This is a genomic window from Comamonas sp. FG99 (genome assembly GCF_057808605.1).
Genome location: NZ_JBMDII010000003.1, coordinates 1 through 13,267, shown reverse-complemented (window position 1 = coordinate 13,267; position 13,267 = coordinate 1). Strand labels below are relative to the sequence as shown.

Sequence of the window (13,267 nt, the reverse complement as noted above, 5' to 3'; positions counted from 1 at the left end):
CTCACAGAGCGCGCTGGATGATGATCTTCTGCACGTCGCTGGTGCCTTCGTAGATCTGGCACACGCGCACGTCGCGGTAGATGCGCTCCACCGGAAAATCCTGCACCACGCCGTAGCCGCCCAGCGTCTGGATCGCGGCGCTGCACACGCGCTCGGCCATCTCGCTGGCGAAGAGCTTGGCCATCGCCGCCTCCTGCAGGCAGGGGCGGCCGGCGTCGCGCAGGCTGGCAGCATGCCAGATCAGCTGGCGCGCGGCCTCGATCTGCGTGGCGCACTCGGCCAGGCGAAAGCCCACCGCCTGGTGGTTGATGATGGCGGTGCCGAAGCTCTCGCGCTCCTTGGCGTACTGCAGCGCGAACTCGAAGGCGCTGCGCGCCATGCCCACGCTCTGCGCCGCGATGCCGATGCGCCCGCCCTCCAGCGCCGACAGCGCGATCCGGTAGCCCTCGCCCTCGGCGCCGATCAGGTTCTCGGCCGGCACCACGCAGTTGTCGAAGTTGATCTGCGCGGTGTCGCTGCTGTGCTGGCCCAGCTTGTCCTCCAGCCGCGCCACCTGGTAGCCGGGCGTGCCGGTGGGCACGATGAAGGCGCTGATGCCCTTCTTGCCCGCCGCCTTGTCGGTGACCGCGATGACGATGGCCACCTGGCCGTTCTTGCCGCTGGTGATGAATTGCTTGACGCCGTTGATCACATAGCTGTCGCCCTGCTTGGCCGCCGTGGTGCGCAGCGCGGAGGCATCCGAGCCCACATGCGGCTCGGTCAGGCAGAAGGCGCCCAGCATCTCGCCGCGCGCCAGCGGCGCCAGCCACCGGGACTTCTGCGCGTCGTTGCCGTAGCGCATCAAGATGGCGTTGACCGGGCAGTTGGTCACGCTGATCGCGGTGCTGGTGCCGCCGTCGCCGGCGGCGATCTCCTCGAGCACCAGCGCCAGGCTCACATAGTCCAGCCCCGCGCCGCCCAGCTCCTCGGGCACGCATATGCCATAGGCGCCGAGCTGCGCCAGGCCCTGGTGCGCGGCCTGCGGAAAATGGTGCTCGCGGTCCCACTGCGCCGCATGCGGCCACAGCTCGGCCTGGGCGAATTCGCGCACGGCGCTGCGTATCATTTCTTGGTCGGGGGTCAGCAGCATGCCGGTGTCTCCTCGGTGCTCCGAAACAATGTCGATATCGATAGGGGCCGGCCTTCGGCACGGCGCCGAAGGCCCCGGCATCACAAGCGCGCCAGCGCCTCGGCGCGGGTGGGCTCGACGTTCAGGATGGCCAGGAAGCCGCTGATGTCGAAGACCTCGCGCACATGCGGCTGCATGCCGCACAGCACCAGCTGGCCGCCCTCCTGCTTGAGCCGCTTGGCCACCACCAGCACCATGCGCAGCCCGGCGCTGGAGATGTAGTCAAGCGTGGCGAAGTCCAGCACCAGGTTGCGGCTGCCGCCATCCACCAGCGCGAGCACGTCGGCTTCGATCGCGGCGGCGTTGGCGCTGTTGATTTGGCCCTGCAGCGGGATGATCGTGGCGGTGGCGGTGATTTCGGTGGCAATCGTCATGGTCAAGGTCTTGCGTAGCTAAGCCGGTGGCATTATTGCAGAATGTAAACTGCCGCAGCGCTGCCATGCGGCGCTGCCCACCCATCCCGCCAAGCCGACCATACATGCCACTGCACCTGCCTCGCCTGCCCGCACTGCCCAAGCGCCGCCGCCCGCCCGAGCTGGTGTATGCGGCCGGCGAACAGCCGCCGCCGGGCACGCTGCTGGTGCTGGGCGCGCAGCATGCGGCCACCGCCATGGCCTTCATCGCCTATGTGCTGGTGGCGGCCCGCATGGCCGGGCTCGATCGCTGGGGCACGCAGTCCATGGTGGCCATGACGCTGCTGGGCATGGCGCTGTGCACCGCGCTGCAGGCCTGGGGCGGGCGCTGGGGCAGCGGCGCGCTGCTGGTGCACATGCCCAATCCCTTCATGATCGGCTTCGTGGCGACGCTGGTGTCGGCGCACGGGCTGGGCGGCATGGCGGCCGCGGCGCTGGTGTATGCGCTGGTGACGCTGGCCATGGCGCCGCTGGTGCGCCACCTGCGGGTGCTGTTTCCGCCGCCGGTCGTGGGCGTGGTGATCTGCATGGGCGGCCTGGCGCTGGTGCCGGCCTCGCTGCGCCATGCGCTGGGGGTGGACGGGCAGTGGCGCATCGATGCCGCCAGCGCCCTGGTCGCCGGCATCACGCTGGGCTGCATCGTGGTGCTCTCGGTCTGGGGCGGGCGGCTGCGCCTGATGGCGCTGCTGGCGGCCATGGTGGCGGGCGTGGCCGTGGCCGCGGCCCAGGGCATGCTCGAAGGCACGCAGGCGCTGCACGACGTGCCGCTGGTGGCGCTGCCGCATGTCACCGCGCCGGTCTTTCGCATCGACGCCGGCATGGTGGTGGCCGTGGCGCTGGTGGCGATACTCACCCAGCTCGATACGCTGGGCAGCATCATCATGCTCGACAAGATGGACGACGCGGACTGGAAGCGCGCCAACATGCTGTCGGTGGGCCGCGGCATCAAGGCCAACGGCCTGGGCGACCTGCTGATGGGCATGCTGGGCGGCTTTCCGACCAGCACCAGCTCGGCCAACATCGCGCTGGCCTATGCCACGCGCTCGACGGCGCGCGTCATCGGGCTGGCGACCGCTGCCCTGCTGGCGCTGGTGGCCTTCCTGCCGCAGCTGACGCTGGCGCTGACCCTGATCCCCGAGCCGGTGCTGGGCGCGGTCGGGCTGTATGCGGCGGGCTTTCTGATCGTCTCGGGCATGGAGCTGACGACCTCGCGCGCGATGGACAGCCGGACCATCTTCGCGGTGGGGCTGTCGCTCAGCGCCGGGGTGGCGGTGATGCAGATGCCGCAGCTGGCGCAGAACGCGCCCGAGGAGCTGCGCTTCCTGCTGGGCGACGGCTTCGTGGTGGCCGGCCTGCTGGTGATCGCGCTCAACCTGCTGTTCCGGCTGGGCACCTCGCGGCGCGCCGAACAGGCGCTGCAACCGGACAGCGCCACGCTGCATGCCGACATCACCGGCTTCGTCGAGACCCAGGGCGCGGCCTGGGGCGCGCGCCGCGCCGTGGTGCAGCGCGCGGCCATGGCGGCGCTGGAGGCGGCCGAGGCGGTGGCCGCACAGGGCCGCCGGCTCACCGGCATGCGCGGCAGCTTCGACGAATTCAACCTTGACCTAGAGCTGCTGCATACCGGCGCGCCGCTGGCCCTGTCGGCCGCCGCCGTGGCGCCGGCGCCGCAGGCGCTGCTCGACGGCGACGACAGCGCCCTCGATGCGGCGCTGGCCAATGTCTCCGGCCTTTTGCTGCGCCACCTGGCCGACCGCGTGGCCACCGCCGAGAGCGACGGCCAGGCCGTGCTGCGGCTGCACTTCGAGCACTGACCGTGAAGAAGCCACACGCCATGAACCCCGCTCCGCTTTCCGACTGGCCTGCCTGGACCGCCCCGGCGGACCGCTTCTCGCCCGGGCCCGGCCCGCAGGGCGTGGCGGATGCGCTGGGCTGGCTCGAAGCGCTGGCCGGGCGCCACGCCTGGCCGGCCCGGCTGCAGTTCGCGCTCACGCTGTGCGCCGACGAGGCCCTGGCCAACATCGCCGCCCACGCCAGGCCGGGCGCCCCCGGCCAGGCGCTGCGCCTGCGGCTGGAATGCGGCCCCACCGCGCACGGCGTGGCCCTGGTCATCGAGGACGACGGCGCGCCCTTCGACCCCACCGCGCAGGAGCTGCCCGCGCTGGCCGCATCGCTGGACGAGGCCCGCCCGGGCGGCCATGGCCTGCGCCTGATGCGCCACTACCTGCGCCAGATGCTGTACCGCCGCGACGGCGGGCGCAACCTGCTGCTGCTGGAGCTGCCCCTGCCCGCCTGAACCCAGCGGCCCCGCCTTCCCTTTCCACCCACCCCTTTGCCGGAGACACCACCTTGGCCCACCACGAACATGCCCACGACGGCGGCGAATGCCGCGACATCAGCCACCTGCTGCAAGGCATCAGGCGCTTTCGCCAGCGCTTCTACGAAGACAACCGCGAGCTGATGCACCGGCTGGTCGACCAGGGCCAGTCGCCGCCGGCGCTGGTGATCTCGTGCAGCGACTCGCGGGTGGACCCCACGCTGCTGTCCGATGCCGAGCCGGGCCAGCTGTTCGTGGTGCGCAACGTCGCCAACCTGGTGCCGCCCTACGACCCCGGCCACCATTTCGACGGCGCGGGCGCCGCGATCGAATACGCGGTGCGCGACCTGAAGGTGGACCACATCATCGTGCTCGGCCATGCGCACTGCGGCGGCATCAAGGCCATGCTGGGCGCGGCCGGCGGCCAGTGGCCGCAGCGCGACTTCATCGGCAACTGGGTCTCGATGGCCATGGACGCGAGCCGGCTGTACCTGTCGGACAAGGATGCCCAGGGCCAGCCGGTGCAGGTCTCGCTGGAGCGCCTCAAGGGCAACCCCGCCCTGGTCGAGCGCGCCTCGGTGGCCGGATCGCTGAAGAACCTGATGAGCTACCCCTGGGTACGCGAGCGGGTGCAGTCCGGCAGCCTGGTGCTGCACGGCTGGTGGTTCGACCTGGACACGGGCGACCTCTGGGCCACCGAGCCGGGCGGCACGCAACTGATGCCCGTGCTCGACTGATGCGCCGCCCGGACCACATCGCCTTCGGCGTCGACGACCCGCTGCCGCTGCGGCTGGCGCTGGGGCTGGCGCTGCAGCAGCTCGCCTTCCTGGGCGGGCTGATGGTGATCCCCGACATCTATGTGCGCACCGCCGGGCTGGACGAGCACAGCAGCTTCCTGAACATTGCCTCGGCCACGCTGCTGGTGTCGGCGCTGGTCATCGTGCTGCAGGTGCGCGTGTGGCGCCATGTGGGCGCGGGCTACTACTATCCGCTGCAGGCCACCGGCGCGGTGCTGCCCGGCATGTACCTGGTGGGCAGCCTGCCCGGCGCCGGGCCCGAGGCCGCGTTCGGCATGGTCTGGGTGGTGGGGCTGACGCAGATCGGCTTCAGCTTCCTGATCATGCGCATGCGCAACATCTTCACCGCCGAGGTCTCGGGCGTGGCGGTGATGCTGATCGGCCTGGGCCTGGGCACGCTCGGCCTGCAGCAGTTCGCCGGCACGCGCCAGATGCACGGCCAGCCGCTGTCGGCGGCCTCGCTGTTCATCGGCGCGACGGCGCTGGCCACCATGGTGGGCTGCAACGTCTGGGCCAGGGGCCTGCTCAAGCTCATGGCGCCGCTGGCCGGCCTGCTCGTGGGCATGGCGCTGAGCCAGGTGCTGGGGCTGCTGCCCGAGCAGATGCAGGCCTGGCAGCAGCTGGCCTGGGTGCGGCTGCCGCAGCTGCCGGTGTTCGGCTGGCGCTTCGAGCCCAGCGCCATCGTGCCCTACGCGGTCACCGGCTTCGTGCTCTCGCTGATCTCGCTGGGCACGCAGACCATCGTGCAGCGCAGCGCCGACGCCGACTGGGTGCGGCCCTCGCTGCGCGCGCTGGGGCGCGGCGTGCGCGCCGAAGGCCTGGCCCACCTGTTCGCCGCCCTGGTCAACGGCTTGCCGCTGGCCGCCAGCGGCGGCGCGGTGAGCCTGGCCGCGGCCTCGGGCAGCGCCAGCCGCTACCTCGGCTACTGGACCGCGGGCCTGCTGCTGCTGGCCGCGCTGGTGCCCAAGCTCATCGGCCTGTGGCTGCTGCTGCCCGCCTCCGTCATGGGCGCGCTGCTGCTGTACCTGGCCACCTTCACCACGCTCAGCGGCCTGCAGCTGATCGCCTCGCGCATGCTGGACAACCGCCGCGTGCTCGCGGTGGGCCTGGGGCTGATGGTGGGCACCGGCATGCCGGTGATCCAGCCGGCCATCCAGCAGCTGTGGCCGTCGCTGGAGTACGTGGCGCTGTCGGGCCTGGCCGCCGGCGTGTGCGTGACGGTGCTGCTGTCCTGGCTGTTCCACTTCGGCATGCGCAAGCGCACGCGCCGGCGCTTCGTGCTGGCGCAGACCACGCTGCAGGACGTGACCGACTTCCTCGAAAGCCAGGGCAAGCTCTGGGGCGCGCGCCACGAGCCGGTGCGCCGCGCCGAGCTGGTGGGCTGGCAGGTGGTGGAGGCGCTCACCGCCCACCGCCTGGTCTCGCCGCAGCCCGGCGAGATCGAGATCGAGACCGGCTTCGACGAGTACATCTTCACCCTGGTGCTGCGCTACCCCGGCAGCCTGCTGCCGCTGGCCGAGCAGCCGCCCTCGGCCGAGGCGCTGATCGCCAGCACCGAGGCCGAGCTGCAGATGGCCGGCTACCTGGTGGCCCGCTCGGCCCACCACGCCAGGGCCAGCCGCCAGGCCGACGGGCTGTGCGTGCTGCGGCTGACCTTCGAGAATTGATCAAAAACAGGAGCTGCTAGCACTCTTCACATGGTCGTTTCAGATATTTTCATATCTAAAAACAAGACCAGCAAAGCGCGATCAGCTCCTATTTTTGAGATCCAAGGTAGCGCAGCGCCACGCAGGTGATGTCGTCGGCCTGGGGGGCGCCGCGCTCGAAGGCATGCACGTCGGCCAGCACCTGGGCGGCGATGTGCGCGGGCGCGTGGTCGGTGGCGGCCAGCGCGGCGCGCAGGGCCTGGGCCAGGCGCGCCTCGCCGTATTCCTGCCCATCGGGGTCGAAGGCCTCGGTCACGCCGTCGGTGTAGAGAAAGAGCTGGTCGCCGGCGCGCAGCTGCACGCTGCCGGCGCGGTAGTCGAAGCCCTCGCTCACCGCCACCGCCATGCCGCCGGTGCGCGGCAGCAGCGCCACGCCACCGTCGCCGCGCAGCAGGTAGGGCGGATTGTGGCCCGCGTTGACATAGCGCAGCTCGCCGCTGTCCAGGTGCAGCACGCCGTAGAACAGGGTGACGAACATCATCTGCTCGTTCTCGGCCGCCAGCAGGTCGTTGAGCTGCGCCAGGCACTGCGTGGGCTCGGCGATGAACTGCGCGGTGGCCTTGAGCAGCGTGCGCGTGATGGTCATGAACAGCGCCGCGGGCACGCCCTTGCCCGAGACGTCGGCGATCACGAAGCCCAGGCGGTCGGCGTCGATGAAGAAATAGTCGTAGAAGTCGCCCCCCACCTCGCGCGCCGGCGTGATGTGGCAGTGCAGCTGCACCCGCGCATCCTGCGGCTGCTGGCGCGGCAGGATGCTCAGCTGCACCTGGGCGGCGATCTGCAGCTCCTGCTCCAGCCCGGCCAGGCGGGTCTTGGTGACCAGCGCCTCGCGCAGCTCCTGCACCATGCCGGTCAGGCGCTGGTGCTGGTCGATCAGGCGGCCCGATAGCTCGTTCATCACGCTGGCCAGCTGGCGCAGCTGCTCCTCGTCGCTGTGGCCGGGCGGCAGCGGCAGGTACTGGTGGGTGGCATCGGCCAGCCGCTGCAGCTTGCTGCGCAGCAAGCGCTCCTGGCGGCGGCGCACACGCTCGCGCAGGCCGCGCGCGGCGGCCAGCTCCTGCGCATTGCGCCGAAACGCCGCCACCGCCTGCGCGATGCGGCCGATCTCGTCGTTGCCGGTGTAGGGCAGGCGCACGCTGGCATCGCCCTGGGCCAGCGCCTGCAGCGCGTTGATCGACTCCTCCAGCGGCCGCAGGCTGCGGCGCAGGTAGAAGTTCAGCCCCAGCAGCACCGCTAGCAGCAGCAGCGCGGTGCCGCCCAGCGCCAGCCGCGCGAGGAACTGGCGCGCCTCGGCATCCTGCGTGTGGTCGGCCAGCGTGACCAGGGTGCCCGCCGTGCGCCCCGACAGGTCGCTGACCGGCATGCTGATCAGCGTATAGCTGCGCCCCTGCAGCACGAGCTGGCCGTGCTGCGTGCTGCGCGGCGCCACCTGCGGCGCCGCCGCCTGCCACAGGGCGGCATCGGTGGTGGCCAGCGGCTGGCCGCGCAGGTCGAGCAGCGCCACCATGGCGCCGGTGCTCTGCGCCATGTGGCGCAGCGCGCGGCCGGCATCGCTGGCCAACGCCAGCACCAGCGGCTCGGCCAGGCCGGGCAGGCGCCGGGTGGAGATCACCAGCGCGCCGGCCGCCGCGCCCAGGCGCAGGCCGCCGTCCACCGGCTCGCCGGCGACCGCCACGCGCTCCAGGCTGTCGGCATCCAGCAGCGGGCGCACCAGGGGCTGGCCCAGCACCACGGGCGCGCTGCCCACGCCCAGCAGGGCCACCACCGCCAGCGGCCCCCCGCCGCCGGGGGCCAGACCGGCCTTCGCCAGGGCCTGCGCGATGGCCCTCTCATCGGCCCGCCGCACCGCCTGCATGAAGGGCGCATCGAGCACCAGCCGGTCGATCTGCAGGTCGAGCTCGCGGTCTTCGGCCGCCAGCGCCTCGGCCCAGAGCGCGGCCTGGGCGGCCTGCGCCGTGGCCGCCAGGCGCTGCGCCAGCAGCTGCTCGCGCAGCAGGCCGGCGCCGCCCAGGCCCAGCGCGGTCAGCAGCAGGCCGGCGGCGGCCATGAGGGTGATGCGGGAGCGCAGCAGCATGTCAGCAGTCCCGCACGATGCGCTCGATGCCGGCGCGCATCTGGCCGTCGAAATCTATCGCCAGCAGCTCCTGCGCATAGGCCTGCACCGCCTCGCGTGCGGCCTGCGCATCGGCATCGCCCTGCGCCAGCGCCTGCAGCGCGGGCCGCAGGCCGTCCTCACTCGCCAGGCCGGTGTGGGGCACCGGCTGCGCGCCCGCATGTGAATCCGGGCGCAGGCCCGGGTGCAGCCGCGCCAGCAGCTCGCGGCGCTGGCGCTCCAGCCGCGCGCCCGGGCCGAATGCCGCCGCCAGGCCTGCGGCCAGGGCGAGCGCCAGCACCGCCGCCGCGCCAAGCCATGCGGCCCGCAGCAGGCTGGCCGGCGCGGCGGCGGCGCTGTCCAGAATGGCCACCGCGACCTTGCCGCCAGCGGCATCCGCAGCGCTGGCGGCGGGTGCCGCTATGGGCACCGCCACCCACCCGCCGCCGTCGGCCCCGGCGCCCGCGCCAGTCGCATTGCCCACACTGCCCACATCGCCCGTGCCGCGGGCCTGGGCCGCATACAGCACGCTGCCGTCGGGCTGCAGCACCGCGATCGAGCGCAGCGCGGGCTGGCGCTCCAGCGCCGACTGCAGGTAGGCCGGCACGCCGGGCAGCTGCGCCAGCGGTATGCCCAGCCGCAGCGCGCGGCCGAGCTGCTGCGCCAGCGTCTGGGCCACCGATTCGGCCACGGCCCGGCTGTCGTCGCTGGCCGCGCGCGCGCCGCTGTCGCGCAGCTGCTGCAGCGTGAACAGCGCGCAGGCGCCGCCGATGGCGGCGGTCAGCAGCGCCGCCAGCAGCCCGGTGCGCCAGCGCAGGTCAGGCGTCATGGTCCAATGCCTCCAGCTGCTGCATGGCCTGCCGGCAGCGCTGCCGGGTGCCATCCCAGCCGGCGCACCGGCGCGCCGCGGCCTGCGCCAGCTCGCCCTGCGGCGGCGCCGCACCGCCGCGCAGGATGCGCGCGATCTCGGCATACGGGCGCAGCAGGCGCCGCATGCCCCAGTGCATGCCGGCCAGCGCGGCCAGCGCCGCCAGCGCCGCCAGCGCCAGCCACTGCACCACCTGCTGGCCGCGCGCCTGCCACTGCGCCAGCGTCTCGGGCGCAGGCGCGGTGGAGAGGGTGATGACGATGCCGCCCGCGGCCTGCCCCAGGTCGTTGTCGAAGCGCTGGCCGATCTGGCGCTGCAGCAGCGCCTCGCTGCGCCAGGGCTGCTCCTGCTCCAGGTGCCGGCGCCAGGCCTGGGGCGCGGCGCTGCCGCGGCTGTCGGTATCGGTGCTGTAGAGCACGGTGCCGCCGGCGGAGAAGATGTCGATGGCCATCACGCGCGCAAAGCCCGCATGCTCGCGCTCGATCAGCCCCTGCAGCGCCGCCGTCTGCTCCAGCTGCAGGCCGGTGGCCAGGTAGTTTTCGGCGGCGGTGCGCAGGCTGTCCAGCAGGTAGCCGTCGCGCTGCATGTCCATCTCCAGCTGCTGCGCCCGGCTGGCCTGCTGCTCCAGCAGCAGCAGCGCGGCCACGATGGCCAGCACGCCTGCGAGCACGATGGCGCAGAGCCGGGCGATCATGGCTGCAGCGCCTCCAGGCAGCGCTGGCGCGCGAGCCGCGCCGTCAGCGCCAGCACCACATTGGCCGCCACGCCGGCGGCCTGCGCCAGCGCCGCCAGCGGCTGGCGCAGGCCGTAGACCTCGGCCCACATGCCGGGCCGGATCTCGCCCGGCGCGTAGCCGCTCACATCGAGCGCCACCATGCCCATGGCAATGCCGCCGACGATGGGCGCCGCCCGCCCCGCCAGGTGCAGGCTGCCCCGGTTGACGAGGCCGGCGGGCAGCCCGTCGCCATAGCCGATGCCGATGGTGGCGATGCGGCTGGGCCGCTCGGTGCGGTAGCAGCCGCCATAGCCGATCTCGGCGCCCGCCGCCACCTCGGCCACGCGCAGCACCGGCGCATGCAGGCTGGCCACCGGGCGCAGCGCCGCCGCGTCGTGCACGCCGGCCGCAACGCCGAACAGGGCACTGCCGGCGCGCACATGCTCGAAATGCCATTGCGGCCCGGCAAAGGCGCCGGACGAGGCGGCCATGCTGCGCTCGGCGCGCGGCAGCTGCGCGCTCCACTGCAGGAAGCGTTCGCGCTGGCGCTGGCACTGCGGCAGGCCGGGGTCGTGAAAGCGCCCCAGGTGCGAGACCCACATGTCGGGCCGCGCATCTGTCCAGAGGCTGCTGCCAGGCCGCAGCGCGTGCAGCTCGTGCGCGCCGAAGCCCAGGCGCGTCAGCCCCGTGTCCAGGTGCAGCGCCACCGGCAGCGGCCGGCCATGGCTGGCGGCATGCCCGGCCAGCGCCGGCAGCTCGTGCGCGCCGGCCAGCACCGGCGTGATGGCCTGGGCGGCAAAGTCGCGCGCCGCCAGCCCGCCCATGCCATGCAGCAGCAGGATGCGCCCCTGCCCGGCCGGCAGCAGCTGGCGCAGCGCCAGCGCCTCGTCCATCGTGGCCACCCAGAAGTCGCGGCAGCCCAGCTGCCACAGCCGGGGCGCCACCGCCGCCATGCCCAGGCCATAGGCGTCGTGCTTGAGCACCGCGCCCACGGCGGCGCCCGGGCAGGCGCCGCGCAGCGTGCGCCAGTTGTGCGCCAGCGCGTCCAGGTCGACGCACAGGCGCGGCCCGTCGTGCACCACCTGCCAGCGGTTCATGGCGCGGCGCCTCCGGGCGGCACCAGGTACAGGCTGCCGGGCGCGGCGCCCGGCGCCATGCCGCGCCAGCCCTGCGCCAGCCAGGCCTGCTGGCGCGCGAGCTCGCCCAGGCCCAGCTCGCGCCCGCCGGGCACCTGCGCCGTACCGGCCTCGCGCGGCGGGTGGACCAGCAGGTAGCGCGCATGGCCGCCGTAGCGGTATTGCAGCGCACGCACGCAAAAGCCGCAGGCCAGCAGGTTGTGCCAGCTCGGCAGGTTGCCGGGCGCGGCGGTGGCGAACAGCGCCACACCGCCCGCGGCCTCGCCGGCCAGCTCGGCCGCCAGCGCCATGCGGCGGCGGATCAGGCTGCGCTGCAGGCCCAGGCCGCGCCACTGCGGCAGCACCGCGGCGCCGGCCAGCTTGCACAGCGCATGCGCCGCGTCCAGGCCCAGCATGGAGCGCGGGTCGTCGTGCGCCAGCAAATCGTGCTGCAGCACGCCGTAGGCCGCCAGCTCCGCGCCATGCCAGGCGCCGATGACGCGGCCGCGGCCGTGCAGCAGGCCGTGCAGGAATTCGCGCGACTCGGGCTTGACCGTGGGCGCGGCCATGCCGGCGATGCTGAGCAGGTGCAGCGCGTGCATGGCCGCCAGATCGTGCGGCTGCAGCAGGCGCCACTGCAGGGCGCTGGCGTCGGGCCGCGGCTTCATGAGGCGGCGGCGGGCGTGTCGCCCACGGCAATGACTTCGGCGTAGTTGAGCATGTCGATCGGCGGGTACATGCCCAGGCTGTGGGCCACGCGCATGTTGACCAGCAGCGCGAAGCGCTTGAGCGTCTCCACCGGCAGCGAGCCGGCCGGCTTGCCGCCGGCCAGGATCTCGACCGCCTTGGCGCCGGCCAATTGGCCCACCGAATAGTAGCGGCTGATCAGCCCGAGCAGCGCACCGCCCGAGCGCACCGCCAGCTCGGCCGCGCCGAACGAGGGCAGCTGCAGCTGCAGCGCGGCCGGCGCGATGCGCTGGTACAGCGTGCCCAGGAAGGTGTCGGGCAGCAGGTACAGCCACTGCGCGCCGGCGCCGTGGATCTGCGCCACCAGCTCCTCCACGCCATCGCCCACCGGCTGGCCCTGGCTGCCGGTGCGGAAGGTGCGCTCCACCAGCTCGGCCCCCTGGCGCTCGCAGAAGGTGCGGGCCTGCGCCACGATGGCGCGGGAGTTGGGCTCGGCGCCGTTGTAGAGCACGCCCAGCTTGCGGAAAGGACGGTAGTTCTGCATCACCCGCAGCTGCACCTCGGGCGGCACCACGTGCACCGCGCCCGTCACGTTGCGCCCCGGCGCATCGAGGCGCGGCACGATGCGCGACTGCAGGGGCGCGGCCACCAGCGCGAACACCACCGGAATGTCGTGCAGGTAGCGCTGCGCGGTGTCGGGATCGTCGTACGGCCCCACCACGGCCAGCGTGGCGGGCGTGCCCCAGACGTAGATCAGGTCGGGCGCCAGCGCGCGCGCCTCCTGCACGATGGCGGGCAGGCGCGCCACGTCCTGCTGCGCATCGCGCACGGTGTAGTCCACCCGCAGCCCGGTATCGGCGAGGTAGGCGCGAAAGCCGCGGTCCACATCGGTTTCGCCGCGGAAGGTGATCATCAGCACCCGGAACGGCCGCCCCTCGGGGTGCAGCACCGGCGCCGCCGCCACACCCCGGGGGGCGGCCAGCGGCCCCAGCAGCGGCAGGCTCGCGCCCTGCAGGCAACGGTGGAGAAAGCGGCGGCGTGACATAGCCCCCAAGTCTCTCACAATCTTTTACAGTTGGCGGCCTTGGCGCAGAAAATCACCCTGCCTCAGGTGCTGGCGCGGCGCAGGCTCCAGCCGTAGAGCAGGCTGCCGCCCGCGGCCAGCGCGCCGATGGCCGCCAGCGCCGGGCCGAAGCCGATGGCCGGCAGCAGCAGCGCGGCCGCGGCCGGCCCGAGCGCGCTGCCGCTGCGCTCGGTCAGCCGGAACAGCCCCAGCACGCCCGCGCCCTGGCGCGGCGGCAGGCTGCGGGCCAGATCGGCCACCAGCGCCGACTGCGGCGTGATCGACAGCGCCTGCCCCACGCCCAGCCCCAGCAGCACCAGCGCCAG

The 13,267-nt window shown here is 73.2% G+C and carries 12 protein-coding genes and 1 pseudogene; 4 read left to right on the top strand and 9 right to left on the bottom strand.

The window, feature by feature from the left end:
• Position 1: 1 nt before the first annotated feature.
• Together ACODRX_RS02815 and ACODRX_RS02810 are read right to left on the bottom strand one after the other, a co-directional pair.
• Positions 2 to 1,129 (bottom strand): acyl-CoA dehydrogenase family protein, encoded by a 1,128-nt coding sequence (locus ACODRX_RS02815; RefSeq protein WP_488869523.1) that lies wholly within the window; start codon positions 1,127 to 1,129, stop codon positions 2 to 4.
• 80 nt (positions 1,130 to 1,209) lie between these two features.
• Positions 1,210 to 1,542 carry an STAS domain-containing protein gene (locus tag ACODRX_RS02810; RefSeq protein WP_488869522.1) on the bottom strand — a complete coding sequence of 111 codons (333 nt, stop codon included), beginning with the start codon at positions 1,540 to 1,542 and terminating at the stop codon, positions 1,210 to 1,212.
• A 104-nt stretch (positions 1,543 to 1,646) separates the two neighbouring features.
• On the opposite strand from ACODRX_RS02810, the gene ACODRX_RS02805 reads away from it, so the two are divergent.
• From ACODRX_RS02805 to ACODRX_RS02790, 4 genes are read left to right on the top strand one after another with little or no spacing between them, the layout of a single operon-like run.
• Positions 1,647 to 3,395: a solute carrier family 23 protein gene (locus ACODRX_RS02805; protein ID WP_488869521.1), complete on the top strand. Its 1,749-nt coding sequence runs from the start codon at positions 1,647 to 1,649 to the stop codon at positions 3,393 to 3,395.
• A gap of 20 nt (positions 3,396 to 3,415) precedes the next feature.
• Complete coding sequence (locus tag ACODRX_RS02800; protein ID WP_488869520.1) at positions 3,416 to 3,877, top strand: ATP-binding protein; 462 nt, start codon at positions 3,416 to 3,418, stop codon at positions 3,875 to 3,877.
• A 53-nt stretch (positions 3,878 to 3,930) separates the two neighbouring features.
• Complete coding sequence (locus ACODRX_RS02795; RefSeq protein WP_488869519.1) at positions 3,931 to 4,635, top strand: carbonic anhydrase; 705 nt, start codon at positions 3,931 to 3,933, stop codon at positions 4,633 to 4,635.
• Positions 4,635 to 6,362 (top strand): solute carrier family 23 protein, encoded by a 1,728-nt coding sequence (locus ACODRX_RS02790; RefSeq protein WP_488869518.1) that lies wholly within the window; start codon positions 4,635 to 4,637, stop codon positions 6,360 to 6,362. The genes ACODRX_RS02795 and ACODRX_RS02790 overlap by 1 nt, the downstream gene beginning before the upstream one ends.
• Before the next feature lie 88 nt (positions 6,363 to 6,450).
• On the opposite strand, the gene ACODRX_RS02785 is transcribed toward ACODRX_RS02790, so the two are convergent.
• The 7 genes and pseudogenes from ACODRX_RS02785 to ACODRX_RS02755 all read right to left on the bottom strand — a co-directional run.
• The gene (locus tag ACODRX_RS02785; RefSeq protein ID WP_488869517.1) at positions 6,451 to 8,475 is read right to left on the bottom strand and encodes a SpoIIE family protein phosphatase; all 2,025 of its coding nucleotides are present in this window, start codon (positions 8,473 to 8,475) and stop codon (positions 6,451 to 6,453) included.
• A 1-nt stretch (position 8,476) separates the two neighbouring features.
• Positions 8,477 to 9,322 (bottom strand): hypothetical protein, encoded by an 846-nt coding sequence (locus ACODRX_RS02780; protein WP_488869516.1) that lies wholly within the window; start codon positions 9,320 to 9,322, stop codon positions 8,477 to 8,479.
• Positions 9,312 to 10,055 carry a hypothetical protein gene (locus ACODRX_RS02775; RefSeq protein ID WP_488869515.1) on the bottom strand — a complete coding sequence of 248 codons (744 nt, stop codon included), beginning with the start codon at positions 10,053 to 10,055 and terminating at the stop codon, positions 9,312 to 9,314. Before ACODRX_RS02775 ends, ACODRX_RS02780 begins: the two co-directional genes overlap by 11 nt.
• Complete coding sequence (gene alr, locus ACODRX_RS02770) at positions 10,052 to 11,173, bottom strand: alanine racemase (RefSeq protein WP_488869514.1); 1,122 nt, start codon at positions 11,171 to 11,173, stop codon at positions 10,052 to 10,054. The genes ACODRX_RS02775 and alr overlap by 4 nt, the downstream gene beginning before the upstream one ends.
• Complete coding sequence (locus ACODRX_RS02765) at positions 11,170 to 11,859, bottom strand: GNAT family protein (protein WP_488869513.1); 690 nt, start codon at positions 11,857 to 11,859, stop codon at positions 11,170 to 11,172. Before ACODRX_RS02765 ends, alr begins: the two co-directional genes overlap by 4 nt.
• The gene (locus ACODRX_RS02760) at positions 11,856 to 12,923 is read right to left on the bottom strand and encodes an ABC transporter substrate-binding protein (RefSeq protein WP_488869512.1); all 1,068 of its coding nucleotides are present in this window, start codon (positions 12,921 to 12,923) and stop codon (positions 11,856 to 11,858) included. The genes ACODRX_RS02765 and ACODRX_RS02760 overlap by 4 nt, the downstream gene beginning before the upstream one ends.
• Before the next feature lie 62 nt (positions 12,924 to 12,985).
• Positions 12,986 to 13,267: pseudogene (locus ACODRX_RS02755) on the bottom strand (hypothetical protein); the annotation flags it as partial.